General features: G+C 51.7%; 24 protein-coding genes and 1 pseudogene. 1 reads left to right on the forward strand and 24 read right to left on the reverse strand.

Annotation, left to right across the window (positions count from 1 at the left end; genetic code table 11):
• Window positions 1–9 precede the first annotated feature (9 nt).
• The 23 genes and pseudogenes from hslU to ACYVSB_RS02905 all read right to left on the reverse strand — a co-directional run bounded on the left by hslU (window position 10) and on the right by ACYVSB_RS02905 (window position 23,726).
• Window positions 10–1,413, reverse strand: a complete 1,404-nt coding sequence (hslU, locus tag ACYVSB_RS02795; protein WP_125595744.1) for an ATP-dependent protease ATPase subunit HslU — start codon at window positions 1,411–1,413, stop codon at window positions 10–12.
• 15 nt (window positions 1,414–1,428) lie between these two features.
• Window positions 1,429–1,953 (reverse strand): ATP-dependent protease subunit HslV, encoded by a 525-nt coding sequence (gene hslV / locus ACYVSB_RS02800; RefSeq protein ID WP_125595741.1) that lies wholly within the window; start codon window positions 1,951–1,953, stop codon window positions 1,429–1,431.
• 143 nt (window positions 1,954–2,096) lie between these two features.
• Window positions 2,097–3,002 (reverse strand): annotated as a pseudogene (gene xerC, locus ACYVSB_RS02805) (tyrosine recombinase XerC); the annotation flags it as partial.
• 190 nt (window positions 3,003–3,192) lie between these two features.
• Window positions 3,193–4,539: a methylenetetrahydrofolate--tRNA-(uracil(54)-C(5))-methyltransferase (FADH(2)-oxidizing) TrmFO gene (gene trmFO, locus ACYVSB_RS02810; protein WP_461218360.1), complete on the reverse strand. Its 1,347-nt coding sequence runs from the start codon at window positions 4,537–4,539 to the stop codon at window positions 3,193–3,195.
• Between the two features lie 136 nt (window positions 4,540–4,675).
• On the reverse strand, window positions 4,676–6,754 hold the full coding sequence (topA, locus tag ACYVSB_RS02815; protein WP_461218361.1) for a type I DNA topoisomerase: 2,079 nt from the start codon (window positions 6,752–6,754) through the stop codon (window positions 4,676–4,678).
• Window positions 6,755–6,910: 156 nt separating this feature from the next.
• A complete protein-coding gene (gene dprA, locus ACYVSB_RS02820) occupies window positions 6,911–7,762 on the reverse strand; it encodes a DNA-processing protein DprA (protein WP_461218362.1) in 852 nt (283 codons plus the stop codon).
• A gap of 109 nt (window positions 7,763–7,871) precedes the next feature.
• Window positions 7,872–8,684 carry a ribonuclease HII gene (locus ACYVSB_RS02825; protein ID WP_461218363.1) on the reverse strand — a complete coding sequence of 271 codons (813 nt, stop codon included), beginning with the start codon at window positions 8,682–8,684 and terminating at the stop codon, window positions 7,872–7,874.
• Window positions 8,677–9,546, reverse strand: a complete 870-nt coding sequence (gene ylqF, locus ACYVSB_RS02830; protein WP_461218364.1) for a ribosome biogenesis GTPase YlqF — start codon at window positions 9,544–9,546, stop codon at window positions 8,677–8,679. The genes ACYVSB_RS02825 and ylqF overlap by 8 nt, the downstream gene beginning before the upstream one ends.
• Window positions 9,547–10,054: 508 nt before the next feature.
• Window positions 10,055–10,483 carry an Rrf2 family transcriptional regulator gene (locus ACYVSB_RS02835; RefSeq protein ID WP_461218365.1) on the reverse strand — a complete coding sequence of 143 codons (429 nt, stop codon included), beginning with the start codon at window positions 10,481–10,483 and terminating at the stop codon, window positions 10,055–10,057.
• 2 nt (window positions 10,484–10,485) lie between these two features.
• Complete coding sequence (locus ACYVSB_RS02840) at window positions 10,486–11,367, reverse strand: NmrA family NAD(P)-binding protein (protein WP_125595719.1); 882 nt, start codon at window positions 11,365–11,367, stop codon at window positions 10,486–10,488.
• Window positions 11,368–11,500: 133 nt separating this feature from the next.
• A complete protein-coding gene (locus ACYVSB_RS02845; RefSeq protein WP_461218366.1) occupies window positions 11,501–13,030 on the reverse strand; it encodes an ABC transporter permease/substrate-binding protein in 1,530 nt (509 codons plus the stop codon).
• Window positions 13,020–13,982, reverse strand: a complete 963-nt coding sequence (locus tag ACYVSB_RS02850) for an ABC transporter ATP-binding protein (protein WP_461218367.1) — start codon at window positions 13,980–13,982, stop codon at window positions 13,020–13,022. The genes ACYVSB_RS02845 and ACYVSB_RS02850 overlap by 11 nt, the downstream gene beginning before the upstream one ends.
• Window positions 13,983–14,153: 171 nt before the next feature.
• Complete coding sequence (locus ACYVSB_RS02855) at window positions 14,154–15,767, reverse strand: S41 family peptidase (RefSeq protein ID WP_461218368.1); 1,614 nt, start codon at window positions 15,765–15,767, stop codon at window positions 14,154–14,156.
• A gap of 12 nt (window positions 15,768–15,779) precedes the next feature.
• Window positions 15,780–16,007 carry a YozE family protein gene (locus ACYVSB_RS02860; RefSeq protein WP_125595707.1) on the reverse strand — a complete coding sequence of 76 codons (228 nt, stop codon included), beginning with the start codon at window positions 16,005–16,007 and terminating at the stop codon, window positions 15,780–15,782.
• 141 nt (window positions 16,008–16,148) lie between these two features.
• Window positions 16,149–16,799 carry a YpmS family protein gene (locus ACYVSB_RS02865; protein WP_125595704.1) on the reverse strand — a complete coding sequence of 217 codons (651 nt, stop codon included), beginning with the start codon at window positions 16,797–16,799 and terminating at the stop codon, window positions 16,149–16,151.
• Between the two features lie 18 nt (window positions 16,800–16,817).
• Window positions 16,818–17,669, reverse strand: a complete 852-nt coding sequence (locus ACYVSB_RS02870) for an SGNH/GDSL hydrolase family protein (RefSeq protein ID WP_461218369.1) — start codon at window positions 17,667–17,669, stop codon at window positions 16,818–16,820.
• Window positions 17,670–17,754: 85 nt separating this feature from the next.
• Window positions 17,755–18,603, reverse strand: a complete 849-nt coding sequence (locus tag ACYVSB_RS02875) for a DegV family protein (RefSeq protein ID WP_125595699.1) — start codon at window positions 18,601–18,603, stop codon at window positions 17,755–17,757.
• A gap of 561 nt (window positions 18,604–19,164) precedes the next feature.
• A complete protein-coding gene (locus tag ACYVSB_RS02880) occupies window positions 19,165–19,371 on the reverse strand; it encodes a hypothetical protein (RefSeq protein WP_125595696.1) in 207 nt (68 codons plus the stop codon).
• Complete coding sequence (locus tag ACYVSB_RS02885) at window positions 19,368–20,174, reverse strand: matrixin family metalloprotease (RefSeq protein ID WP_164511031.1); 807 nt, start codon at window positions 20,172–20,174, stop codon at window positions 19,368–19,370. The genes ACYVSB_RS02880 and ACYVSB_RS02885 overlap by 4 nt, the downstream gene beginning before the upstream one ends.
• A 292-nt stretch (window positions 20,175–20,466) precedes the next feature.
• Window positions 20,467–20,997, reverse strand: coding sequence for a dihydrofolate reductase (locus ACYVSB_RS02890; RefSeq protein WP_125595690.1), 531 nt, complete (start codon window positions 20,995–20,997; stop codon window positions 20,467–20,469).
• 11 nt (window positions 20,998–21,008) lie between these two features.
• Window positions 21,009–21,968, reverse strand: coding sequence for a thymidylate synthase (locus ACYVSB_RS02895; RefSeq protein WP_125595687.1), 960 nt, complete (start codon window positions 21,966–21,968; stop codon window positions 21,009–21,011).
• 24 nt (window positions 21,969–21,992) lie between these two features.
• Window positions 21,993–22,460, reverse strand: a complete 468-nt coding sequence (locus ACYVSB_RS02900; protein ID WP_125596362.1) for a hypothetical protein — start codon at window positions 22,458–22,460, stop codon at window positions 21,993–21,995.
• 48 nt (window positions 22,461–22,508) lie between these two features.
• Window positions 22,509–23,726, reverse strand: coding sequence for a CCA tRNA nucleotidyltransferase (locus ACYVSB_RS02905; RefSeq protein ID WP_125595684.1), 1,218 nt, complete (start codon window positions 23,724–23,726; stop codon window positions 22,509–22,511).
• A gap of 61 nt (window positions 23,727–23,787) precedes the next feature.
• On the opposite strand from ACYVSB_RS02905, the gene ACYVSB_RS02910 reads away from it, so the two are divergent.
• Complete coding sequence (locus ACYVSB_RS02910) at window positions 23,788–24,699, forward strand: YitT family protein (RefSeq protein ID WP_225422113.1); 912 nt, start codon at window positions 23,788–23,790, stop codon at window positions 24,697–24,699.
• 211 nt (window positions 24,700–24,910) lie between these two features.
• Here the strand turns inward: ACYVSB_RS02910 and ACYVSB_RS02915 are convergent, their stop codons facing one another.
• Window positions 24,911–26,182 carry a tetratricopeptide repeat protein gene (locus tag ACYVSB_RS02915; RefSeq protein WP_461218370.1) on the reverse strand — a complete coding sequence of 424 codons (1,272 nt, stop codon included), beginning with the start codon at window positions 26,180–26,182 and terminating at the stop codon, window positions 24,911–24,913.
• Between the last annotated feature and the right edge of the window lie 233 nt (window positions 26,183–26,415).

Genomic DNA, 26,415 nt, shown 5'->3' on the forward strand with positions numbered 1-26,415 from the left:
AAATGCCCCCTAAAGAATATATTTACTTAAATCACGATCCGCGGCGATTTCGTCGATCCGATCAGCCACATATTGCTCGGTGATCATGATCTCGCCCATTTGCATATCAGGGCCGTCGAAGAGAACCTCTTCCAACACCTTTTCCAAAATAGTCGCTAGGCGCCGGGCCCCAATGTTGTCACTGGTCTTGTTCACCTCATTGGCCACCGCTGCGATCTTATCGATTGCTTCCTTGGTGAAGGTCAACTTGACACCATCAGCGCCGACCAACGCGACATACTGTTTGATCAGAGCGGTATGCGGTTCGGTCAGAATCGCAATGAAGTCTTCCTTGGTCAAATCATCCAGCTCCACCCGAATCGGGAAGCGACCTTGCAATTCTGGGATCAAATCGCTAGGTTTGGTTTGCGCAAAAGCTCCAGAACCAATGAACAGCACGTGACTCGTGTCCAGAGGACCATATTTCGTATTGACTTGCGACCCTTCAACGATCGGAAGAATATCCCGCTGCACACCCTCACGAGAAACCTCGCCAGAATTACGTTGTTGCTTGGAGGTCAACTTGTCAATTTCGTCAATGAAAATGATCCCGTCATCTTGCGCCCGTTGCAGCGCCTGTTGTTGCAATTGATCACGATCGACCAACTTTTCAGAATATTGGCGGACCAATAACTCACGCGCCTCTTTGACCGGCAATGTCCGACTGACTTTCCGTTGGGGCGACAAGGAACTCAACATATCACCCATATCAACGCCCATGGTGCCCATGGTATCCATCATCGGATTCTTCTTCTTAGCTTCTTCGACTTTGATGGTCACTTCGCGGTTCTCAAGCAGACCGCGGTCCAATTTCTCGGCCAGATCCAACCGTTCATTCAGCACTTGATCTGACACTTTTTCCGGCTGTTCTTCTTCCGGCGCGGGCAGTTGACCAGACATTAACTGATTCATCATTTGCATCATGTTGTTATTGTTTTGCTTTTGTTGCTTTTTCTCACCTGGGGCCAATAGGCGAATCAACTTCTTGTTGGCTTCTTTCAGCGCCTGCCCGCGAACCCGATCATAGGCAGCCTTTTCTTCAATGGCGACAGCGGCATCGGCCAGATCCCGAACCATCGCCTCAACATCGCGACCCACGTACCCGACTTCAGTGAACTTGGTCGCCTCCACCTTAACAAAAGGCGCATTAACGATCGTGGCCAGCCGGCGGGCAATTTCCGTTTTACCCACCCCAGTTGGACCGATCATCAATAAATTCTTGGGGGTAATATCTTTTTGTAGTTGTTCATTCAATTGGTGCCGGCGGTAGCGGTTATACAAAGCGACAGCCACCGCGCGTTTGGCGGAATTCTGACCGATCACATAGTCATCTAAGGCCGCGACGATTTGCCGGGGTGTTTTCTCTAGTGCCATTAAACTGGACTCCTCTCAGAACTGGTCTGTGATAATGTTGTGGTTCGTGAAAATATCGATGGAAGCCGCGATTTCGATTGCTTCACGGGCAATCGCTTCCGCGGTCATCTCTGGCGCGTGCCGAGTCATGGCGATCGCCGCCGCCTGCGCAAAATTACCGCCTGAACCGATCGCGATCACATTCTCATCGGGCTCGATCACCTCACCATTGCCGGAAATCAGCAATAAATGTTCCTGATCAAAGGCGATCAACATGGCTTCCAGCTTCTGTAACGTGGGATCTTTGCGCCAATCTTGGGCCAATTCCACCGCGGAACGCCGTAAATCGCCGCTATAACTTTGCAATTTCTTTTCAAACCAATCTGATAAGGTGAAGGCGTCCGCCACACCACCGGCGAAACCGGTGATCACTTGATCATTGAAGATCCGCCGAACCTTATGGGCGGTCGCTTTCATAATATATTTCTCGCCCATGGTCACTTGGCCATCGCCAGCAATGGCGATTTGATCATGATGTTTTACAGCAACGATCGTTGTCATAATATCAACCTCTTTTATTTTTTCTTTTTAGCTTGTGGATCAGTTCGCGCCGAGTTGGGGCTTGCCGCTGAGTCGGTAGCGGTGTTTGGTTTAGGCGGCTCTGTTGTTGAGCTAGACGCGCCAGGCTCACTTTCGGACTGAGCCCGGGGGAAATACTGCCGATAATCCGCCTGAAGATGTTGCATGGTCACGTGCGTATAGATTTGCGTAGTGGACAGACTGGCATGACCCAATAACTCCTGGACCGTCCGCAGATCGGCCCCATGATCCAGCAAATGCGTCGCAAAAGTATGCCGCAACATATGAGGATGGATATCGCTATTCACACTAGAGTTCTTGATGATCCGATCCAAAATATAAGCGATCCCGCGACTGGTCAATTGTTGCCCGCGCTGATTAACAAATACATACTCATGCGTGGCCGGCCCTTGCGGTAGTTTTCGCATCAAAACCGGACGACTCTCCTGTAAATATTGCTGCAAAGCCGCCTGGGCGTGATGTCCGAACGGCACGTAGCGATCTTTGTTGCCCTTGCCATGGACCAGCACGATCCGCATGGTCAGATCCAATTGGTCGTTGGTCAAATCACTGACCTCGCTGACCCGCATACCTGTGGCATAGAATAGTTCCAGCAGCGCTCGATCACGCACTGTGACCGGCTCATCACCAACCACGGCGGCAAATAAAGCGGCCATCTCTTGCTCGTAGAAGAACCGCGGCAAGGTTTTGGCTTGGCCCTTGATGCGCACCGTCGCGAAGGGATTGCCTGCAACTAGTTTATGATTTTCCAGATAACGATAAAAGGACCTTAAGGCTGAAATTTTCCGGCTGATCGTCTCGCGGGCCAATTGTCGCCGCGTCAATTCATCAAGAAACGTCTCGATTTCCAGCCGGCCAACCTGACGATACGAAGCTAAACCACCATTTGCGGTCAAGAAATTCGTGAAATCAGCAATATCTTCCAAGTAGGCCTGTTGCGTCAGAGGCGAATACTGCCGCTGCACCAATAAATACTGGCCGAAATCAGTGACCCATTGTTGTTCTGCCATAAAAAAACCTCTCATCCAATAAGTATACTGTACCATACTGGTGAAAGGAATGAATAGAATTAAAGTTCAAAAATCAGGCTTTTACAAGCCAGCGCCCTGCCTAGCCAACGGTCAAGCGCCGGCGCGGCTTATCGCGGTCCAGCGTCAAAGCGGCCACTGGTCTTAGTCAAACAAGCTAGGTGAAACGGCCCTAGCTCAACGCCCCATCAACCGCGGGCCGACGATCGGATCGGACGTTGAGCGCTAACTGGTCGATGGCCGTTAACGCCCGCTGAGCCAAGGCCTCTTTCCGTAATTTTTTGTCACGGATCGTCGTGGGCAGCTCTGGGAAGATGCCAAAATTGGCATTCATCGGCTGGAAATGACGACTGCTGGCATGGGTAATATAGTGGGCCATTGAGCCCAATGAAGTGGCCGGATCAACGGTGTAAAGTTCCTGGCCGCGCAAGAGCCGCCCAGCGTTCAACCCCGCCAACAAGCCGCTGGCCGCGCTTTCCACATAGCCTTCCACGCCAGTCATTTGCCCGGCGAAGAACAAATCAGCCCGTTTGCGCGACCGATATGTTGGCTCTAGAACCTCAGGCGAGTTCATAAAGGTGTTCTGGTGCATGACACCATAGCGCACGATCTCGGCGTTTTCTAAACCAGGGATCATCCGAAAGACCCGCCGTTGTTCGCCAAACTTCAAATGTGTTTGGAAGCCCACGAGATTATAAAGGCTTCCCGCAGCATTATCTTGCCGCAACTGAACCACCGCGAACGGTTTCTTGCCTGTCTTGGGATCTTCCAAACCAACAGGCTTCAGCGGACCGAACGTCATGGTCTTCACACCGCGCCGGGCCATCACTTCGATCGGCATACACCCGTCAAAAACCTGGTCGTCTTCAAAATCATGCATCTCAGCCTGCTCCGCGGTGGCCAAATCCTCACGAAAGGCCATGAAAGTCGCTTCGTCCATCGGGCAGTTCAAATAGGCGGCTTCACCTTTATCATAGCGCGATTTCAAATAAACCTGATCAAAGTCAATAGATTCCTTCGTGATGATTGGCGCCGCCGCGTCAAAGAAATGCAGACCCGCCGCACCGTTAAGGTCTTGGATCGCCGCCGCTAAATCTGGTGAGGTTAGCGGGCCGGTGGCGATCACCGTGGGCCCGGTTGGCAAAGCCGTCAGCTCCGTGGCGATGACGGTGACTAAGGGATGTTGGCGCAATTGTGCCGTGATATAACCGGAGAATTGATCCCGGTCGACCGCTAAAGCGCCGCCGGCAGGAACGGCGCTACGATCGGCCGCCGCCATCACCAAGGAATCCAGGCGCCGCATTTCCTCTTTAAGCAACCCAACGGCATTTGTCAGCTGATTTGCCCGCAGTGAATTAGTACACACCAACTCCGCGAAATCACTGGTATGGTGGGCCGGGGTTGATTTAGTCGGTCGCATTTCATACAAATGGACCGGAATGCCTTGTTGGATCAACTGCCAGGTGGCTTCGCTGCCTGCTAAACCAGCGCCAACAACGTTAACATAATCTGTGGTCATCGCTTAACCTCATTTAATTGATTTTGAACTATGTGCCTACTCGTCTACTAGCATAGAAACGCTGCTAATTTTTTTGGGGGGCTCATTACGCCCCTGATTGAATTGAACCACTGTCCTGCTGTGCTGACGCAAGCGTTTATTTCTGGACTTGTTCTTGATAGTCACCGTTCGGACACAGGATCTGGTGACCACCCTTGACTTTCTTATCCACCAAATAATGTTGACAAACCGGGCAATCGCGACCGACTGGTTTGTCCCAAGAAACGAAATCACAGTCCGGATAACGGGAGCACCCGTAGAAAATCCGATTCTTCTTCGACTTACGTTCGAGAACTTGACCTTGATGACATTTCGGACATTCAACGCCGATTTCTTTGGTGATTGCCTTGGTATTGCGGCAGTCTGGGAAGCGACTGCAGGCGTAAAATTTCCCAAAGCGCCCCATCTTGATCACCATTGGCGCGCCACAAATGTCGCAATCAAAACCAGCAGGCTCATCCTTGATTTGGACTTTCTCGATTTGTGTTTCAGCGGTCTTCAATTCCGTTGCGAATGGTCGGTAATACTGATCGACCACCTTGACCCAGTCACCTTGGCCAGCCTCGATCCCATCCAAATCATTTTCCAACTTGGCGGTAAAATCAATATTGACAATATCAGGGAAGAATTCCTCAATCAAATTATCAACGATCTCACCAAGTTCGGTGGGTTCGAAGCTCTTACCTTGAAGTTTCACGTAATAGCGCTTCTGGATCGTATCAATGGTTGGGGCGTATGTTGAAGGCCGCCCCACGCCGTTTTCTTCCAGCGCCTTGACCAAACTGGCTTCCGTATAACGAGCTGGCGGTTGGGTAAAGTGCTGCTCCGGATCCGTTTTGACCAGATCAGCTTGGTCGCCAACGGCCAGATCCGGTAATTTGTTCTCTTTTTGCTCCTCGGTACTACTCTGATAGATCTTGGTGAACCCGGCGAACTTCATTTGCGAGCCATTGGCGCGATAAATGACCCCGTTCTGTTCCAACTGGACCATCATCGTGTCGTAGACCGCAGGCGTCATTTGACTAGCCAAGAACCGCGACCAAATCAGGCTGTATAAACGCAATTGATCGCGAGTCAAAATTTCCTTCAATGAATCCGGTGTCCGCATGACGGAACTAGGGCGGATCGCCTCATGGGCATCTTGAGCCCCCTCAGGATTCTTGTTCTTTCGGAGCTTCGTGGCCGCATATGCCTCGCCCAAAGTCTCGTGCAGATAAGTCGCCGCTTCATGCTTCGCAACGCTGGAGATCCGGGTTGAGTCGGTCCGCATATAGGTGATCAAACCAACGGTCCCTTCTTTGCCCAGATTGATTCCTTCATAAAGCTGTTGCGCGATCATCATCGTCTTGCGCGTCTTGTAATTCAGGCGACGATTGGCCTCTTGTTGCATTGAACTGGTGGTGAATGGCGCTGCCGGGAAACGTTTCCGCTCTTTCTTGGTCACCTTGGTCACGTCAAACGGTTGTTGGCGGTCGATCCGCTTAAGAACGGCCTGAACCGCAGCGTTGTCGGGTAAAGCCTGCTTCTTCCCGTCATAACCATAAAAATTCGCCGCGAACTTCTTGCCGCGCCCTTTTTGAAACTCTGCCGCAAGACTCCAATATTCTTCCGGAATAAAGGCTTTGATCTCCCTCTCCCGATCAATGACCAACTTTAAAGCAACGGATTGTACCCGGCCGGCGCTGAGCCCCTTCTTGACTTTGGCCCAGAGAATCGGACTGATCGAATAACCCACGATTCGGTCCAACACCCGCCGCGCTTGCTGCGCGTCAACCAAATTCATGTCGATACTGCGCGGTTCTTTAAAGGCGTCCTTGACCGCATTTTTCGTAATTTCGTTGAAAACGACCCGATTGTTCGCCGTCGGATCCAAGTTCAAAATGTGGGAAACATGCCACGCAATGGCTTCCCCTTCTCGGTCCGGATCGGCTGCCAGATAAACATGATCGGCTTTTTTGGCGGCGGCTTTCAGTCCTTTGATGACATCGCCCTTGCCTCGGATCGAAATATATTTCGGCTGATAATCGTGATCAAAATCAATGCCCATCTGACTTTTTGGTAGATCCCGAATATGGCCTAAACTGGCAACGACATGATAATTGCGCCCCAGGTATTTCTCAATGGTTTTAGCTTTTGCCGGCGATTCGACAATAACCAAGTTCTTCTTGGTGGCCATGCAAAAACTCCTTTCCTTCTGCTAGAAAACGTATTTATCAAAACTTCTAGACCGTCAAAAGCGGTGACGGTCAAATCGGAAATAATCATAAGCTAGTTTTCAACCGCTTGTCAACCATAAGAATTTCGGAGCAAGGCCGATTTGACCCGAAAAAGGCTAAATTGCCGCCATATTTTGAAAATCAACCAAGACGTCGGCAGCGGTCAGGACCGGGGTTGCGCCCGCGGCCAATAGTTCATTGGTCCCCACAGAGGTTGGCATCAAAATATCCCCAGGCAGCGCGTAAACATTGCGATTCTCTTGCAGCGCTAAATTTGCGGTGATCAAAGAACCGCTATGATGCTCAGCTTCCGTGACCAAAACACCTTGGCTCAACCCAGCGATGATCCGATTGCGCTGAGGGAAATTATATCGGGTCGGTGCCGTGCCAGATGGATATTCACTCAACACCAGACCCCGCTGCCCAATCAGTTGTTGTAACGAACGATTGCACTGGGGGTAGAAAATATCCAGACCCGTCCCAATCACCGCAATCGTTTGCCCATGGGCCAAGAGCGTTTCTTGATGAGCCAATTGATCGGCCCCCGCCGCCAGTCCACTGACGATCGTGATTTGATTTTGGACCAGCGGTGGAATCAAGCGGCGTAAACAATGTTGGGTGTAATTCGTACACGCCCGGGCGCCCACCACCGCCAATTTCGCGGTGGTCAACAGTCGCAAGTTGCCTTGATAATACAGGATCAGTGGCGGTCGATAGATTTCGGCCAAGGCCTGGGGATAGTCAGGATCTAGAATCGTCAAAAAGGGCATATTCGGCCGCGCGACTGGTTGCAACTGACTGGGACGCTGGGGCCAAGCCGCCAACAGCTCCTGATCAAGCCGCGGCCACTGCCAAGTCGCCACCTGAGTCGTTGCCAAAGTCCGCAACCACAGCGCCAACCACAGTCGATCGCGGTAACGCCACTTCGGTTGAGCCAACGCCGCTAATAACACCGCGTCTTTTTCCAAAAAAATCACCTACATTCTTAATCATACACTCATGATCAAGTACGCAGATGATCGCGATTTTACTTTTTCTGTTCGACCTTTTTGCCAAGAAAATAATCACTCTTGTGCGTTAGCGGCCAGCCGCTTGGACCGGGCTAAAACTGCGGCGATGGATCGGGCAAGGTCCCAGGCGAGCCAGCCCAGCCAAATGGGCCGCGGTGCCATAACCGGCGTTTTGAGCGAAATCATAGCCGGGATAAACCTGATCATACATCGCCATCAAGTGATCACGGACCTGCTTGGCAACAATACTGGCGGCGGCGATGCTGGCGGATTTCTGATCACCCTTGATCAACTTCTCCTGCCTGATCGGGACAGGGATGGTCATCGCGTCCACCAGAATCAATTGGGGCCGCCAAGCCAGCTGATTGATCGCCTGGGCCATGGTCAATTCGGTGGCGTGATAGATATTTTCCCGATCGATCAGGTCGGCGCTTCCGACCCCGATACCAACGGCTAACGCTTGCCCGAGAATTTCCGGATACAACGCTGCTCGTTTCTTCGCGCTGAGTCGCTTGGAATCATCGACGCCAACCAAAGCGAAATCATGGGGCAAAATAACGGCGGCGGTGACCACTGGTCCAGCCAGCGGACCGCGGCCCACCTCATCCACCCCAGCAATCAAGGGAAACTGCGGCCAGAATTGCCGCTCCAACCGCAAGCGCCCGGCCAAGGCCGCTTGGGCCTGTTCAGCGGCCAGCACCCGGCGCTGATACTGCTGCAACGCGTGCTGAACGCCCACCCGCGGATCGGCCTGCAAGCGCCGCAACCACTGGGGATCAATAGGTTGCGCTGGCGCGTCAGCCAATCGGGCCTTGATTTGGGCCAAAGTCCAAGGTGCTTCTGCGCCGGAATCGGCGCCGGCTAACTTCAGATCAGTCATCAGCAACGGTGGCCTCCCAACCAACTGGGGGCAGATCCAAAGTGATCCGCCCTAATTTACCTTTACGGAAATCAAGCAAGAACTTCGCCGCCATCCGATCGTAATCATCCCGCAATCCTGCCTGTTTGGTCAGTAACAACAGCAGTTCCACCGCCGGCAGGTCCAGTTGCGCCGCGGTCAACTGATAAGTTTGTTGTAAGATCTGTGGGTATTGTTTTTGATAGAAATCAAGGGCGAACAAGGTGATGTCATCCTCATGATATAACCCTTCCTTGATGGCCCCAGTCAGGGCTAGTTTCTGCCCGACGGTGGGATCTTCAAACTTCGGCCAAAGCACCCCTGGCGTATCGAGCACTTCAAAATCATCTTTGGTTTTCAACCAATTTTGCTTACGAGTTACGCCGGGTCGATTGCCGATCGGGGCGATATTCTTGCCAGCCAAGCGATTCAGAAAAGTCGATTTCCCCGAATTGGGAATCCCGATACACATGGCGCGGATCGTGGTTTTCAGGACCCCTTTTTGCTGTTGCGCGGCGATCTTCGGCGCCAGGATCTGCTTAGCCGCGTGCAAAACGGGACGGAGTGGCTGGCCGTGTTGTGAATCCAACGCCAAGACTGGTTGCTGTTCGCGCTGGTAATATTTCTGCCAAGCCTGGGTCATTTGCGGGTCCGCCAAGTCGGCCTTGTTCAAGAGCAATAAATGTGCCTTGTCGCCGATCAATTCCCGTAACATCGGATTGCGGGAACTTTCCGGCAAGCGGGCATCCACCACCTCCAAAACCAAATCAACCTGTTTTAAGCGTTCTTGAATCTCCCGTTTGGCCTTGGCCATATGTCCGGGATACCATTGAATTGTTGCCATTGTTCTAACTCCTTCGTGCCAAGGGTCTGGCGCCCATGGACTCTAATTTTCGCGAACGCCTCGCCAGAAAGCCACAGAATGGAACTGGGGGCCTTCTGTGCGGCCAAGCGCAAAATTCCTGTTCGTCGTCGGTTCACGCCAACTGCTGTTTCTGATGGACCTGTTGATCGTGGCCTGATCTACCCTGATCAATGACTAGTGCTTAATGATCAATGAATAATGATTAATGAGCAGACTCTATTTTACCATTCAACGCCAATATTTTCAGGGAATATTGAAACGTGAATCGACGGGTGGCCAAAAAAAGGGCCCGGCGCGCAAAATAATCATGTTTGCTGGTCGTTTTCCGTCATACTGCACTACTAAGTTACCGATCAGGTCAGGCAAATGGAACCCAAAAAGACCAAGTTAGCCGAACTACTGATCATTCAGTCGCGCTAACTTAGCCAGTGGTCGTATTTTTAGTTGAAAATCCTGACTTTTCGCAGGGTTTGAGCGGCGGACCGCCTTATTTCCGGGCCTGACGCGCTAGGATATCGTCAATGATATCGCGCAGTGACACCTGGGCCATTTGAGTTTCGGCGGCGGTTTGGACCTGGGTGTAAACCCCATTCAAGGTTCCTTGGATATTACCGCCCACAATACAAAGCGGATTTGTTTTCTCATCAACATGGAGCAAATTACGGTTGTCCTCAATCGCCAAATAAACATCCAAGAGGCTAATATCTTCCGGCGCTTTAGCCAAACGCAAGGCGACTTTACCTGGCTGGCTATTGAGCAGACCGGCCTTGACCAAGGTCGACATCATGCGGCGCACCATACTGGGATTCGCTTCAATGCTTGCCGCGATCGCCGTGCTGGACAGATTACCATCCGCATAAACATAAACAAAGGCCAAGATATGGACCGCATCGCTTAATTTATGGGAAAACTTCATGTTCAATCACTCTCCGGGTAACTTCTCGATAAGAAAGCACGCATATTTTCTGGCTGACGACCGGTGATTTTCGCAAAATCAGCGGTGACAATGTCGAACAGACCCAGCGCTGCCGCCGCATACATGCTGGCCAGTTCGGCGCCGTCACCTTCAGCCGCGTAAATCTCCTGGAATTGGGCGCCTGTCACCGGTTGATAACCGATCGAATGTCCGGTGACCGCTGTCATGATTCGACCCAATTCTGGCATCGTCAAACTTTCTTCCTGAGTTACAGTATACACCTGTCCGGCGTCTCGTAGTTGCGGTTTCGTCGCCAAGGCCGCGATCGCCGCGGCGCTATCAGCTTGACTGATGAAGGCCATTGCCTGTTGCCCCACCGGATAGATCAAAGCCTGACGCTGGATCAGCTCAGGTAGATAGGGCACCAGCGGATCCGCGTAAAGCGAATTCTTGATGATGGCGTAGTGTAAGCCACTCCCCGCTAAGCGCCGCGGCACGTAAGCATAATACGGCGCCATGGTAAAGGGATCATTCTCTTGATCCGCGTAAAAACTAACGAAGATCACACTAGGCACCTGCGCAGCCTGTAACGCTTGTAAGGAATTTTCAAATTCATTGATGCGCCGCTGTAAATCATAGGTTTTACTAGGAATGTAAACCACCACATCCTGGCCGCTAAAAGCCTGCGTCATCCCAGCCACATCAGCGTAATCCAACGCCGCCAGGTTCACACCTTGAGCCTGCAATGTTCGGGCCTTGGCCACCGTGTGCACCGCCGCCGTGACCTGCGCTGGACCCACCGTGGCAACTAAATCGGCCACCACTTGCTGGCCAAGATGGCCGGTCGCCCCGGTCACTAAATATTTCTGCAAAGTTGATTTCATTGTCATTTCCCCTTTTCTCATTAAACTTACTAATCTACCAGAAATCTCCTGATCTCCCAGTCAGCCAGGTTGGCGGTTAATTCATTTTTCAAGTCACCGCGCCAACCGATCTCACCTTTGATCGCGCTAGGCCTTAATCCTGCTTGAGAATACCATGGGCTTGTAAGTAACGTTTTGCGACCACCGCGGCCTTTTGATGCGCAACGGTCACCTGATAATTCATTGCCTGCATGTCTTTCGTGGAGATCTTCCCCGCGATCCGATTCAGACTGGTGACGATCTGCGGATGGTCCTGCGCAAAACTCGTTAACATCAGCGGCGCGCCTTGATACGGTGGGAAAAACGACTTGTTGTCCGTCAACACCACCAAATCGTACTTTTTGATCTGCGGATCGGTGGTATAGGCGTCACTCACATCCAGATCACCTTGGGCCAAAGCCTGATAGCGTAAAGCCGGCTCCAAAGTTTTCACGTTTTTGAAATTAAGGCCATAGGTTTTCTGTAAACCAGGGTACCCATCACTTTGTTGGAAGAAATCCGGGTCAAACCCCGCCCGCAGTTGCGGATACTTGGCCAGATCACTGATGGTCTTGAGCTGATATTTCGCCGCGGTCTGGCGGGTGACGGTCATCCCATAACCGTTCTGATACGCCATTGGCCGCAATAAGCTCATTTTGAATTGCTGCGCCAGTCCATTTTTCGCGTCCTGATAGGCACTTTGCGGATCATGACTGATTGCTGAATCGGTCTTGACCAACGATTGCAACACGGTTCCGGTAAATTCAGGATAAATATCGATTTGTTGCGCCTTCAGCGCCTTGAACAGGAAACTGGTCCCGCCAAAATTCCGCTTGAGCTCCACATTGACATGCTTGTTGTCGGCTTCGATCAAATCTTTATACAGATTGATCAAGATCTCCGGTTCGCCCCCCATTTTACCGGCGATGGTGATGGTTTCTGTTTTCGGCGCGGTCGCTGCCCGCACGCCATAAACACCACCACCAACCGCCACTAAGGCGACCAAACCGATCAGCAACCGTTTCAGCGAGGTGTGGGAGAGCAATTTGATCAACCAGCTGGCCACCAAAGCCAAGGCCGCCGCCAAAATCGCCCCAATCAACAAGGCCGGATTGTTATTGGTTTGGATGCCCAAGAGAATATAGGTTCCCAAACCACCACCGCCGATCAACGCCGCTAAGGTGGCCGTGCCAATGATCATCACCACGCCGATCCGGATCCCTGACAGAATCATCGGCATCGCCAAGGGGATCTGGACCCGCAACAATTTATACCGCTTGGACACCCCCATGGCATCAGCCGCCTCGATCAATAAGGGATCAATATTGGTCAAACCTGCGTATGTATTCTGGAAGATCGGCATGATCGCGTACAAGACCAACGCGATAATCGCTGGGACGGTCCCAATACCCACCAAGGGAATCAACAAGCCCAAAATCGCTAAACTAGGGATCGTTTGAATCACACTGGCCACCTGTAAGACAAATTCGCCACCGCGGCGATGGTTCATTAAAACCACGGCCAAGGGGATCGCGATCAAGATGGTGATGATCGTGGCGATCAAGGCCACCTCAATATGTTGGCCTAACGCCACCAAGATTTCATGCCCATTCGTTTGGGCGTAATGGATCGTTTCATTGAACATTGGTCGCAACCTCCTTTTCTAAACTGGCCAAGTAACTCACCAAATCGGTGGCGGCCAATGTCGTCTGGTTAACCTTGACCTGAACCAACGGCTGGTTCTGGATCAACGCCGCCCATTGATAGATCGTCGTTTCCGGCGGCAAAGCCACCAACGTCGGACTAGGTGACGGGCCCGTTGCTTGACCAAAGCCCGCTTTAACGACTTGGCGCAAGGTTTGGTGGTCTTCAATAATGTCCTTGAAGAAGTTAGCGACAAACTCATTGGCGGGAGCGCCAATGATCTCTTGTGGCCGCCCCACTTGTTGCAAATGACCATCATGGATCACCGCCACATGATCGGCCAACAACATTGCCTCATGCATATCATGCGTCACAAAGATAATCGTCGTGGCCAACTCCCGATGCAATTTCAAAATCAACTGCTGCAACTGCCGCTTGGAAACAGGATCCAACGCGGAAAAAGGTTCATCCATCAACATCAATTTCGGATCTGCGGCCAAGGCGCGGACGATCCCGACTCGTTGTGCCTCGCCGCCAGATAACTCTGCCGGCTTTCGGTTCGCGTAAATGGCCGGGTCCAAATCCACCATTTGCAACAATTGTTCGATCCGCGGCCGGATCTTCGCCTTGGACCAGCCCAAGGCCTCCAACTGCACCCCGGCGTTTTGTAGCACCGTCATATTGGGAAAAAGCGCGCTGGATTGTAGCACGTACCCAATATGTTGCCGTAATTCTTGCAAATTGCCAGCGGCAACGTCCACCCCGTCGATCAACACTTGCCCACTCGTTGGCACCACCAACCGATTGACTGTTTTCAACAAAGTGGTTTTGCCACTGCCGGATGGTCCTACTAAAACAAACAACTCCCGCGAAGCGACGCGCAAATTGATCGCCGCCAACGCCGCCCCACTTTGATACTCTTTAGTGACCCCTTTAAATTCAATCAAAATCATCGCTCCTACATGTAACTATATTAATAACTTGTTGTTTTAATAATAACACCATTTTCAAATTTGACAAGTCATTTATCCTAAAACAAGCGAAAAAAAAGACGAGCGCTGAACCTCGATGCTCAGCGCTCGTCTGACCCAAATAATCGGGTCTAAAATATTTTTTTAAGTGAATCAGGCCCCTGTTGCCGTTAATTTGGCGATGGCCTGCGTCAACATTTGATCGTGGGCGTGTAAATAGGTGGCCACGGCTTGATACAGCGCGATCCGCGTCTGTTCGTTGAAAACGCCTGTAGCGGTTAGCTGCGCTTGCGTCTGCACCTGTTTGACGGCGGCGACGGTGCTATCATCATAGACACCCTTCGTATTCGCCAACTGGTAACCCAAGCCTTGCAAATTCTGCTGTAACAATTTGACTTGGTCACTGACGTCACCAGCCTGTAAGGTTTTCCCGCTGGAAATCAGACTCAGATTCGCCAATGCGGGGTAAGCCACCAGCACATTAGGGGTAATTCCCTTGTGATTGATCCAAGTCTTGTTGGGCGTCAACCATTTCGCCGTGGTAAATTTCATTTCGCTGGTTTTGCTTAGTGGGACCACAGCTTGGACCGTGCCTTTCCCATAAGACTTGGTTCCGATCAGCGTCGCCGTACCCGATTGCTGCAACGCCGCCGCGAAAATTTCCGCCGCGCTAGCGCTACTGTTATCGATCAAGACCGCCACTGGTTCCGTTACTTTAAAGCCTTTGTCATATTTCTCGCTGGCGCGATAAATGTCTTCCTGGCCGGCGCGATCCTGAACCCGCATGATCACCTTTTTGTTGGCTAAGAACATACTGGTCACTGCCAGCGCGCTATCCATTAAGCCGCCGGGATTGCCACGCACATCGATCACGAAACGAGTCGCCCCAGCCTGACGGAGCTTCTTGATCGTCTTTTTCATGCCACTAGCGGTGTTTTCTGCAAAAGTCGTCACACTGATCACGCCGACGTTGGAGCCCTTTTCTGAAAGGGCGCCACTGACCGTAGCTTGATCGATCGCTGCTCGTTTCAAACTGACTTGGAAGGTGTCACTGCCCCGCTTGATCGCCAATTTGACCGTACTACCTTGCTTACCGCGGATCTTGCTGACGGCTTGATCCACGGTCATTTTGGCGGTAGAGTGGCCATCGATCGTCAGGATCAGATCATCAGCCTTCAAACCGGCTTTCTCCGCTGGTGAGCCCTTGATCGGAGCGACGATCTCGATGGCTTCCTTGCCCTGTCGCACCTGGGCTCCGATGCCTTGGAAGGACCCAGAGATCGAGTCATTGAGGCTGGAGGTTTCTTCCGTGGTCAAATATTGCGAGAACGGATCGTCCAAACTGTCCAACATGCCAGAAATGGCGCCGTTGATCAACTTCTTGGAACTCACTTTCTGAAAATAATTGGCTTTGATCGTGTGATAGACTTGATTGACCTGCTGTGTTTCACTGACCGCAGCCAGCCGTTGCGACACCTGATGCATGGTGAAAACAGCGCCGCCCACCACACCTAAAATCAAGGCGACCGCCACACTAACCCAATAAGTCAAACGAGTAAAGCGCTTCGGACGTTGCGGCTTGGGCAACAGTTGCCCCAGTTGCCCCTCATTTGAGGTTAGCTTGATGAGGTTGATGGCCGCCTCTGTATCGAATACAGGCGGCTCAGGCGCCGCGCTTGCTCCCGCTTGTTCCGGTTCCTTGGGGGCGGCGGTTTGGGGTTGTTCAGCCTGATCCCCAGTTGGCTGTTCTTGATCTGTTGATTTCAATCTTTTCCCTCGCTATGCTTCACTTTCCAAATATTGTTGGTAGGCCTGATCGAAAATCGTCATGCCCGGCAAATAATTGCCATTCAATTCCAAATAACGCGAAAGTCGGTCATAATCCGTTTCCTGTTTAGGAAAACTATGATCAAAGAACGCGTTGTTGGCAAACTGCGCGATCTCATCGTGGCTGTTGGGATTTCGTTGGGTCATTAAATATTGATAAAAGCTGCGTCTGAAGATCATGCGCGCGCCACCTTTCTTATTCCTGCGAAATCATTATCAAAAGTACGGCACCAGGTCAGTAAAAATAAAGCCAGCGCCTCAGCAAAGTTAATCAGCGCAAACCCGGTGAGTTCCGTCTGCCGGCTTGTCCGAATTGCGCCCTTATTTCGGCAAATACACGCTGAAATCCAGTTCATCGTTATCTAAATCAAAGCGCGTGGCCCGCAGGCTAATCCCGTTTTTGATCTTGTACTTGCGTAAATGCAGGGTGATCGTACTCTTCTTCGTGTCCAGGCTGACCCAGCTAGGAATCTTATAGTCATGACCAATAAAGTTCATCACTTGGCTGATTGGAATTGGGAGCGCGCCGATCGACAAGCTTTGGGCCTTCAATTGGATGTCGCCGTTTTCCAACACGTAGGGATCCAGCGATAAGTTAAAGGGCACCTGAGTCCCTAAGAAGGCGAAATTGCCGCTCAAAACGGCTTGATCGGTTAATTTGAACTGATACTTAATGTCATCACTCTTCAAGTAATCACTGAGTCCATACGCGACGATCCGATTGACCTGCTTCTTGGTCATCTGCACATTCATGACCGGCTCGTCAGCCGCCGCCACGTCGGCCGATAAGGTGGTCGGCGCCGGGCTAATGAATAGCTTCGTGCCGACAAAAATGCCCACGCCTAAAATCAAACCGATCAAGACTAGGAAAAGCCACTTCCACAGATTGAAAGGTTGTTTCGGTTTGTTTTTCTTAGGGGATTTCGCAGCTGGGGTCCGCCGTAGAGTTTGTGTTTGCGTTTGTTCTGCCATGATTTACTCCTCGATTTCCTAACGATATAACCAAGCTGTTCTGATACTCTGGATCTTCTTGACGAAGCGACCGGCAATCGCTTGGTAGCCGCGATTATTCGGATGGAAGTGATCTTCCGTATACAGATACGGATTGAAGGCATCCTGACCCGCCTTGTTATTCGCCAGGATCGATCCTTTTGGTTGGGTCATCACCGTGTCAATATCCACATAATACGTTTGCGTATATTGCTTGAGCACCTGTTGGGTCGTTTGATTCCACAGGCCCATGCTGGTTTTCATATCCGTGATCTGTGGGAAATAAACATAAAACGGATTATAGATGCTCGCCACGACTAAGGGCGCCTGGGGATTATACTTGCGAATCTCCTTGATCAACCGATTCAAATTCTTCTGATAAACCTTCTGACCTGCCTTAACTTTATTCAAATCCATGTTCATCACATCTTTTTTGATGATGTGCATCAAGTCATTGGCGCCGACGGTCATGGTGATCAGATCCGCCTTGGCCAACCCCGCTTGAATGTCCTTGGATTTAACGATGCGCTGATACACTTGACTGGAAGTATCCCCGCTCTTACCAAAGTTCTCACTGGTCAGAGTTACATTATCGACCTCGGCCAACTGTGATTTGACCAAGGGCACGTACCCGCCACTCTCACTGGCATCGCCTAACCCGAAAGTCAGCGAATCGCCAATGGCCACATAGTTGACCGTGGCCTTCACTTTAGTTTGCTTGGTGGTCAAACGACCCCCGTGACTGGTTGTTCCTGCTGGTGATTTGACCACCAATTCTAGCACCAAAAACATGACCAACGCGCTGATCACGATGGTCAAGATAACTTTAAGTGCCTGTCCCATTTTCTTCATTAACTTTCACGACCCATGTTTACATACTCTAAAACCTGAAAAAATCAACAAAAAAGTGGAACCGTAGCCCCACTTTTCTTCCCGCTTATCCTCGATAAAACATTACCGCGATCGCCCCAGCACCGGTATGGGTGGCGATTACAGGGCTCGTTGGCGCCACCAAGATCGGCACCTGTGGTAAAACGGCTTGGATTTGTTCCTTAACTTGATCAGCGAGGGCTTGCGCGTCGGCGTGAGAAATGCCGACCATCTTGACAGAAGCGCCGGCATTGGCCATTTTCTTGACCAGATCCCGGTAGAAATTCTGGATCGTCTTCATCCCGCGCCCTTTGGAGATCGCCTCTAACTGGGCATCATGTAACTGCAAAATAACTTTGATATTCAAAAGACTGGATAACATTCCGGAAACGCGGCTAAGGCGACCCCCCTTGACCATGTTCGTCAGACTGGTGACCGACATATACAATTCCGTTTGGTCGCGGACCTGATCCACCGCCGCGATGATCGCCTCGCGACTGGCGCCTTGCTGGGCCATTTTGGCCGCCTGTAACACTTGGAACGCCATCGCCCGATCGGTGAAATCACTGTCGATCACGGTCACCGTCGACCGAGAGATCTGGGCCGCTTGCCGGGCCGCGTTGACTGTGCCACTAATTGTTTCAGTCATATGAATCGAGATCACTTCGCTACCATCGGCTGTTAACTGATCGTAACAATCCAGGATCGTGCCGATCGAAGGTTGACTGGTCTGAGGTAAGGCCTTGGATCGGCTCATTTTTTCCATAAATTCTTGCCTTGATAAATTCACACCGTCAGTATAAACATCGTCATCGATCACGATCGTCAGTGGGATGACCGTGATTTGATATTGTTCGATTTCTGCCGGTGTCAATTGGACTGAGGAATCAGTCACAATCTTGATTTTGCTAGTCATGATATCTAGGCTTCCTCTCAAGCGCTTACCGCAATGATTTTATTGGCTTCATTTGGCTAGTATACCAGAATTAGCCGCCAAATTCATTAAAAGTGACTAGCCGAACCAACAAAAAAGGGGCACTTCGCCCAAAAGAGTGTGAGCCAGCCCGGGTAGCTTCCGAGCATTAACCTCGTCAGGATTTTGGAGGCCGCTCTTTGCCTCCGGAAGCCTGACGTTGTTAAGCGCAAGAAGCTGGGCTGGCGAACACGTTTCAAAAAAGAGTGCGAGCCGACCTGGGTAGCTTCCGAGCATTAGCCTAGCAATTGTTTTGAAAGCTGGGCTTTGCTTTCGGAACAATTGCGTAGCTAAGCGGAGGAAGCTAGGTCGGCGAACACGTTTCAAAAAAGAGTGTGAGCCAGCCCGGGTAGCTTCCGAGCATTAACCTCGTCAGGATTTTGGAGGCCGCTCTTTGCCTCCAGAAGCCTGACGTTGTTAAGCGCAAGAAGCTGGGCTGGCGAACACGTTTCTATCATGCCCGCGGCTTGCACTGCGAGAATCGGGGTGAGCTCGCTGTGGGCGTCACTTCGAGCTTTTCGGAAGGACGCCGAAAAGCTCAAAGCTGAGCCTTGTCCTAAGTGGCTGAGCCACCAAGGACAATTTCACGGCGACCTCACCCCGATTCTCTCCGCTCCAGCCGCTCAACGTTATCTTACTCGTTTCAGCGCTCCCGTCGGCTGGCGAACACGAGTAAGCGATCGCTGATTGCCGTTTTTCCGAACTGATCAAGCAGGATAAATTTGTTGCAAAGCCGCCACATCAGCGGCGCTCAAACTTGTCACTCCTTGATCCAATGGATACATGACCGAACTTTTCGCGGTACTGTGGCCTAACCCTAAACTATGGCCCACTTCATGCAAAGCCACGGAAACCGCCACGGCTTGAGGATAGGCCACGTTCAGTTGCGCCGAGCCTTGATTGCGCGCGTGCTCGTAAGTTCCCAGCCGATAAGTGGTGATCGCCGGTCCACCTTGACCTAATTCGATCGTCGTCTGAACGCCAGCGCCTTGGTTCTTCTGGTAGGTACCCAAGGTCAACTGATTGCTGTCACCATGGCCAGTGCCCGCCACTAAATTAACCAGTCGGGTGGCGTTGTACGCGGCAATCGCGCTGGTAAAAACTTGTCGCACTTGGTCGGGCGTTTGCGCCTCAAAGTGATAATAATAAGTGCGTTGCAACTTTCCAGTTGGGACGATCGACTCGATCGGTGTTGTGTTCGCCGCCTGATCCGACGTTTGCGGCGCCACTGCAGTCGAACTTGACGAACTCGATGCGCGCGTTGACGCCGCCGAATCACGACTCGCCGCAGCCGCGCTGGCCGCAGCCGACGCGCCAGTCGCCGCTGGCGTGGCGCCACCGTTCAACCGTTGGAACCCGGCTTTGATCAAGGCGATGGTTTTGAGCGAAACTTGTTTGACCTGTTGCTGAACTTGCAGCCGTTGTTGCGCTGGCAAGGGACTGCCGGCGCCAGTGAAAAACCAAATCACAGCGACTAACAGAATTAATTTGATCCATTTACGATGTCGACGCACCTGCTCACTCCCCATTATAGTTGTATACTTTAATCGCCTGACTCACGTGATCGCGGCAACTCAAATCGCATAATCACGTGATCGCGCACCTAAATCGCCCATTTTCAGAAACCAAAGGAGCGTGGCGTTATTTTTAAGCTAACTTTATTGAACCACACTCGCTGGTCAAGTGCGAACCCTTTTAGAAAAAATTAAAAAAGAAAGTCAGCAGGCTGACTTTCTCATTGGGAAAATGTTGATTTGATCAAACGCGTGGGCGCTGTTCTAACAAGCAAGCGGACCAGCGATCGTTTCATTCCCCGACGGATTCAGAAGACGGTCCAGCCGTGGCCCGGATCCGCTGAAACTCCAGAAAATGATAGGCGGGCTGAGAGCCCTGGGCCAAGAAATCTTGCTGCTGGGTCAATTCAAAGTCAGCCCAAGGCAGCGCGGGCATATAAGTATCGCCAGCGTAGTGCCCGTCGATTCGCGTCTGATAAAGAAAATCCACCTCGGCAGCAAATAGAGTAAATAAGGCCACGCCGCCGATCACATAGAAAGTACGCTGCGGTTCTTGGGCTAGGCGTTGCCGCAAAGCGGCCGCGCTGCCAAAGACCTCGACCTCATCTGGAAACTGCGTCGCCGCCTGATGCGTTAAGACCAAATGATGCCGTTGTGGCAACGGACCGTGGGGAAACGAGGCATAGGTCCGCCGCCCCATCACGATCGTTTGCTGCCACGTCACTTCCTTGAAACGTCGTAGATCAGCAGGCAAGCGCCAGGGCAGCTGCCCCTGAGCTCCGATCAACCCATTTTGATCCTCCGCCCAAACAAAGGCAATCATGGCAGACCTCCTTAAACAGCCACCGGCGCTTTGATCGCCGGCGCTGGGTCGTAGCCGCTTAATTTGATATCCGCCATTTGATAATCGGCCAGATCCGCCCGAGGCGCTGACGTCAATTCCAGCTGAGGCAGCGTCCGAGGGGTCCGCTGCAACTGCGTCTTGACTTGTTCCAGATGATTCGCATAAATGTGGGCATCGCCAAAGGTATGGACGAAATCGCCCACTGCCAAGCCAGTTTGGCGCGCCACCAAGTGTGTCAGCAGCGCATAACTAGCAATATTGAAAGGCACCCCTAAGAAGGCATCGCCGCTGCGTTGATACAACTGGGCCGACAATTTACCCTCATTCACATAAAACTGAAACAAGGTGTGGCAAGGTGGCAAGGCCATTTGGGGAATATCTTCCGGATTCCAGGCGCTGACGATCAGCCGCCGCGAATCCGGGGTCGCCTTGATCTGCGCCACCACCTGGGCCAACTGATCGATCGTCTCGCCTTGACGCGTCTGCCAATGCCGCCATTGCTGCCCATAAATATGGCCTAAATCACCATAGATTTGCGCGAAACTTGGATCATCAATGATTCGTTGATCAAACCGAGCCATTTCTTGGCGATAGACCTGCGCAAAGTCCGGATCGCGCAGGGCCCGCCGCCCAAAATCTGTCATATCAGGTCCCTGATAGGCCGAGCTGGCCACAAATTTAGCAAAGGCCCATTCATCCCAAATGTGATTATTGTGCTGTAACAAATAACGGATATTGCTATCCCCACGCAAGAACCATAACAGTTCGCTCTTGATCAAGCCAAAGGGCACTTTTTTCGTGGTCAATAAGGGAAAGCCCTGACTCAAGTCAAAGCGCATCTGATAGCCGAATAAGCTATAGGTCCCGGTCCCCGTTCGGTCTGATTTATAATGGCCGCGGGTCAAAATATCATTCAAAAAATTCAAATAAGTTTGTTCGCTTTGATTCACGTTGACTGATCCTTTATCTGTAGATTAGGCTCTCAATTCGGGATAAACATCAAACACGGTTCGGTTCGCGTCGATCACCACGTAGAGATGGCCATTTTGCGGCGAGATGATACTGGTTTGGTAAATGTTATCCAACCCCGAGGCATCTTTTTGTTTGAAAGGGAAATAGATCCGTAATGGTTTACGGTCACTTTCCTCAAACACGAGATCACATTTTTCGATATCTTGGTACTTGATCGCGCGCCCGAACATCCCCATTTCTAGAGAACCAGCATTGATATCGGTTGTCTTGGTGTGGTCTGCCTCAGGTAAAATCTCGATTTTAAAGCTCTTGCAAGGATGGATTTCTTGCATCTTACCCGCACCATTGATGCGGCCATAAGAAGTGGTGACGCGAGCGATCCAAACATCAGCCATTTCGGCGTGAGAAACCGTCCATTCATCCCCATTGCGGAAATAAAAACGTAATTCCTTAAACACGTGTTCTTCAATCATGACCAGATAACTTCCTTTCTCGCTTTCAGTCTAGGTTCTCCCCTATCATATCATATCTGGTAATCGTTTTCGTAGCCAAACGATCAGGGTCTCAGGCTCATTGATCACAGCTCCAGAAACGACAGCTTGCTCCGCTGATTTCAGCGCCCGTCCCAGTTGCGGACCAGGAGTCAACCCCAGGCGCGCCATTAAAAGGCCACCATCCACTGCAAGTTCGTGGGCGTCATGGATCGGCAAAGCCTGATAACGTTGCTCCAAGTCAGCGAAGTCCACCGTCCAGCCTAAATTAGCGCCAACCGTTGCCAACCGCGGCAATACCTGATCATCAAGTTGATAAAGATCGGCCGCGCTGATGGCTTGGCCCGCTTGCAACTTACGACTGAAGGCTAAGCTGGCGCGACTGGCCGCGATCACTTGATTGGCGGTTTTCCATTGACGTAACATCACCGTCAATTGCTGGTCCGACAGCGCGGCCACATCAGCCAACATGGTCCAAACGGCGGCCTCATCCTGCAGAGCGCTGGTGGCGCGCTGGGCAAACGTCGGCATGGTTAGCGCTTGGTCTTTAAAGAAAGGGACGTGGGCCACCAGTCCTGTTTGCAGGAAGCTGGCCCAACCCACTTGCCAGTTAGGACTAAGCATCATTTTGATAAACTCAGTGTGGATCCGTTCCACCGCGATTTTATCCAGCAAGGCCCGATTATCGATCAAACTTTGATAAGTTTCCGGGACGATCGTGAATCCTAGCTGACTGCTAAAGCGCACCGCTCGCATCATCCGCAGCGCATCCTCGTGAAAGCGAGCCTCCGCGGCGCCAACCGCCCGAATCTGTTTGGCCCGTAAATCGGCCAGCCCGGCGAAATGATCGATCACCAAGCCATCGTGGCGCACGGCTAAGGCGTTGATGGTGAAATCGCGGCGTTGCAGATCTTGGGCCAACGAGCGCACAAAGGTGACCTGATCAGGCCGGCGGAAATCTTGATAGCCCGATTCCGTGCGAAAAGTCGTCAATTCGTAACCCACGTGATCAACCAGCACCGTGACAGTCCCGTGTTTGATGCCGGTATCGATGGTTACCGGGAAGATGGCTTTGATCTCCGCGGGGAAAGCGCTAGTGGCAATATCCACATCTGCGATTGCCTTGCCTAAGAGAAAGTCCCGCACAGAACCGCCAACAAAATAAGCTTCATATCCATTAGCTTCAATTTGTTGTAGAATAGGAAGTGCCTGTTGGAATTCTGGGGGAAACTCAGATAAATACATTGATTATCAACACCTATTTCTTAATTTTAGTGGTGGTTTGATTCGGATAAGGGGTCAGGATATGGTAGCTAAACTACGTGTTCACTTCACTTGGACACATCTCAAGGAAATTTTGATGATCAGCCTCGGCGCGCTTTTTTATGGCTTTGGCTTGGTGACGATCAACATCAAGAACAATTTGGCCGAAGGGGGCATCACTGGGATCACCTTGCTTTTCCGCGCCTGGTGGCAAATCGACCCAGCCTACACCACGATTCTGCTGAATATTCCGCTGATCATTCTCGGTTATCGATTTCTCGGCAAAAAAGGCCTGGTCTACACGATTTACGGCACTATGGCCTTGTCCGCATCCCTGTGGATCTGGCAACGCTTGCCGGTAGGAAATTTGATCAATCTTCATGATGATCTGTTTATCGCCGGTGTGCTGGCGGGAATTTTCGGTGGCTTTGGCTCCGGATTGATTTACCGTTTTGGCGGGACCACTGGCGGCAGCGATGTGTTGGCGCGGATCCTGGAAATCGAACGCGGCGTCCCAATGGGCAAAACGCTGCTGGCCTTCGATGTGCTCGTGTTGTTGGCGTCACTGAGCTATCTGGACATTGAACACATGATGTATACCCTGCTGGCCTCCTTCGTCTTTTCCCGAATCGTGGACGCGACCCAAGATGGGAGTTATTCCGCCAAAGGGATGCTGATCATTAGTGACCATTATGAAGTGATCAGCCAGAAATTAATGGATGAGCTGGAACGTGGCGTGACCTACTTGAACGCCGAGGGTGGGTACCAACGCGACGAACGCCAAATCATTTACTGCGTGGTCGCGCCAAACGAACTGGTCCAAGCGAAGCGCATCATCATGGCCTGTGACAAAAAGGCCTTTGTGACGATTCTCGAAGTCCACGAAGCTGTGGGCGAAGGCTTCACCTATGCCCGGCCGCACCATTCTCTCTTTTCTAAACGCAAAGCCGGTTAACCCAACAAACAGACGGAATTGCCCGTCGTCAAAAGTAAGCCGCTTGCGCACGGCATGCTGCGCGACCATTGACCGTAACCACAACCTGCCCCACCACTATTTTGGTGAGGCGTAAGCACCTGCTAGCTGATTGCTAGGGGTGCTTTTTTGATGAGCTACTGATTCTATTTATTTTTCGGCAGTCGCGCCGCCTGTTTGAACGTGGCTGGTTTTAGCGTTCGCGATCATGCTCCAGGTCAAAGAGCAACTCGCTGTAATCAGGATCATCCGGAGCGAGCGTCAAATATTGTTTCAACGCCAAAATCAACTCGGACGTCTGGGCCTCCGCTTGTAAAAAGGCGATGAACTGCCGCATAAAATCAGGATTGGTTTTCAAATTCGGGTAGGCGGCAAAGAACGCCGCCTTGGCTTCGGGGACTTGATCCAAGCGATCGTAAGCCGCCGCCAATTGCCAGTTGACCTGTGGATCGGCCTGATCCGCCGTGGCAATCGGTGCCAACAACTCGATCACGGCCTGATCATCGCCCTTTTGCGCCATAATCGTCGCCAACAACAGCCGCAGCGGTTGAGCGTCAGGATCGACCCGCAGACCCGCTTCCAAGAGCTCCTGGGCCGTTTGGGGCTGTTGTAGCTGGATGGCCGCCTCTGCCCCTAACCGCGCCAGATTCAGATTAAACGCGTCATAGCCTAGACCAACCTGGGCCGTCTGTAAAGCCTCAGCCTCATGACCCAACGCACGCTGGCTGGCAACCAGTGGTTCATACAAGGCGCTATAATCAGCGTTTTGTTGCTGCAAACGGGTCAAAACCTTGATTGCCTGTTCCTCCTGATGCAAATTATGGTAGAGCACGCCCAATTGGAACAGTTGTTCATCTGTGGCCAAGTTCTTCGTTAGCTCCTCGAGCAACGCCACTGCGGCTTCGTATTCACCGGAACCAGAGAGTGCCTCGGCCAAGCGTTGTTTGATCGAAACCTGGGCCCAATAATCATGCCCCGCCGCCAACAAACGCTGATCATATTGAGCCGCCTCCTGATAACGACCCATATTGGCGTAAAGTTCCGCCAAGCCAAAGTCCAGCGCCGGCTCATCAGGTAAAAGCCGCTGCGCCGCCAAAAGTTTCTGCTCGCTGACTTCCAACAAGTTCATGGTTTGATACAAATCGGCCGCCGTGACCAGACTTTCTGGATAGACCGGTGAATCAGGCTTAATTTGATTCAGCCAATCCAAGGCCTGATCGGTTTGATCGTCATCGATCGCCACTTCGGCCAGAATCAGCTTCGCCTCATCAGCGCCAGGGTCATGAGCCAACAATTGCCTGGCGATCTGCGCCGCCTCCTGATCAAAGCCCAGCGCCTGCAACTCTTCCGCCAAACTAAATAATGTCGCGTCATCATCCTCGGCCAAAGCCAACGCGAAGTCACGCTGCGCCGCGGTCAGATCCTGATCATCTAGGTCTTGCAACATTTGTTCTGAATAACTCATGGTGGCACTCCCTTCTTTGCCTGATCACCTAAATCAGACAAGCTCCTTTTTATTATAACGGATTTCAGCTGAAATTGAACGGAACAGCACGACCTTTTACCGAAGAACCGATTGCCAACGATGACAAGCCCGGTCATAGCGCCGCTGAGTTGTTCACGGAACCCGGTGACGAGTTTGCCGTCTCGTGAGGATCAAGTAAAAAAAATAACCCGTTGGAGCATTGCGCCCCAACG

Source organism: Lapidilactobacillus salsurivasis (genome assembly GCF_054785215.1).

Coding starts and splice junctions, on each gene's coding strand:
- ACYVSB_RS02910 (WP_225422113.1), top strand. CDS start 23,788: ATGGTAGCTAAACTACGTGTTCACTTCACTTGGACACATCTCAAGGAA.
- ACYVSB_RS02835 (WP_461218365.1), bottom strand. CDS start 10,483: ATGAAGTTTTCCCATAAATTAAGCGATGCGGTCCATATCTTGGCCTTT.
- ACYVSB_RS02860 (WP_125595707.1), bottom strand. CDS start 16,007: ATGATCTTCAGACGCAGCTTTTATCAATATTTAATGACCCAACGAAAT.
- hslV (WP_125595741.1), bottom strand. CDS start 1,953: ATGACAACGATCGTTGCTGTAAAACATCATGATCAAATCGCCATTGCT.
- ACYVSB_RS02870 (WP_461218369.1), bottom strand. CDS start 17,669: ATGAAGAAAATGGGACAGGCACTTAAAGTTATCTTGACCATCGTGATC.
- trmFO (WP_461218360.1), bottom strand. CDS start 4,539: ATGACCACAGATTATGTTAACGTTGTTGGCGCTGGTTTAGCAGGCAGC.
- ACYVSB_RS02905 (WP_125595684.1), bottom strand. CDS start 23,726: ATGTATTTATCTGAGTTTCCCCCAGAATTCCAACAGGCACTTCCTATT.
- ACYVSB_RS02850 (WP_461218367.1), bottom strand. CDS start 13,982: ATGATTTTGATTGAATTTAAAGGGGTCACTAAAGAGTATCAAAGTGGG.
- ACYVSB_RS02875 (WP_125595699.1), bottom strand. CDS start 18,603: ATGACTAGCAAAATCAAGATTGTGACTGATTCCTCAGTCCAATTGACA.
- hslU (WP_125595744.1), bottom strand. CDS start 1,413: ATGGCACTAGAGAAAACACCCCGGCAAATCGTCGCGGCCTTAGATGAC.
- ACYVSB_RS02915 (WP_461218370.1), bottom strand. CDS start 26,182: ATGAGTTATTCAGAACAAATGTTGCAAGACCTAGATGATCAGGATCTG.
- ACYVSB_RS02845 (WP_461218366.1), bottom strand. CDS start 13,030: ATGTTCAATGAAACGATCCATTACGCCCAAACGAATGGGCATGAAATC.
- ACYVSB_RS02825 (WP_461218363.1), bottom strand. CDS start 8,684: ATGACTGATCTGAAGTTAGCCGGCGCCGATTCCGGCGCAGAAGCACCT.
- topA (WP_461218361.1), bottom strand. CDS start 6,754: ATGGCCACCAAGAAGAACTTGGTTATTGTCGAATCGCCGGCAAAAGCT.
- ylqF (WP_461218364.1), bottom strand. CDS start 9,546: ATGGCAACAATTCAATGGTATCCCGGACATATGGCCAAGGCCAAACGG.
- ACYVSB_RS02840 (WP_125595719.1), bottom strand. CDS start 11,367: ATGAAATCAACTTTGCAGAAATATTTAGTGACCGGGGCGACCGGCCAT.
- ACYVSB_RS02890 (WP_125595690.1), bottom strand. CDS start 20,997: ATGATTGCCTTTGTTTGGGCGGAGGATCAAAATGGGTTGATCGGAGCT.
- ACYVSB_RS02865 (WP_125595704.1), bottom strand. CDS start 16,799: ATGGCAGAACAAACGCAAACACAAACTCTACGGCGGACCCCAGCTGCG.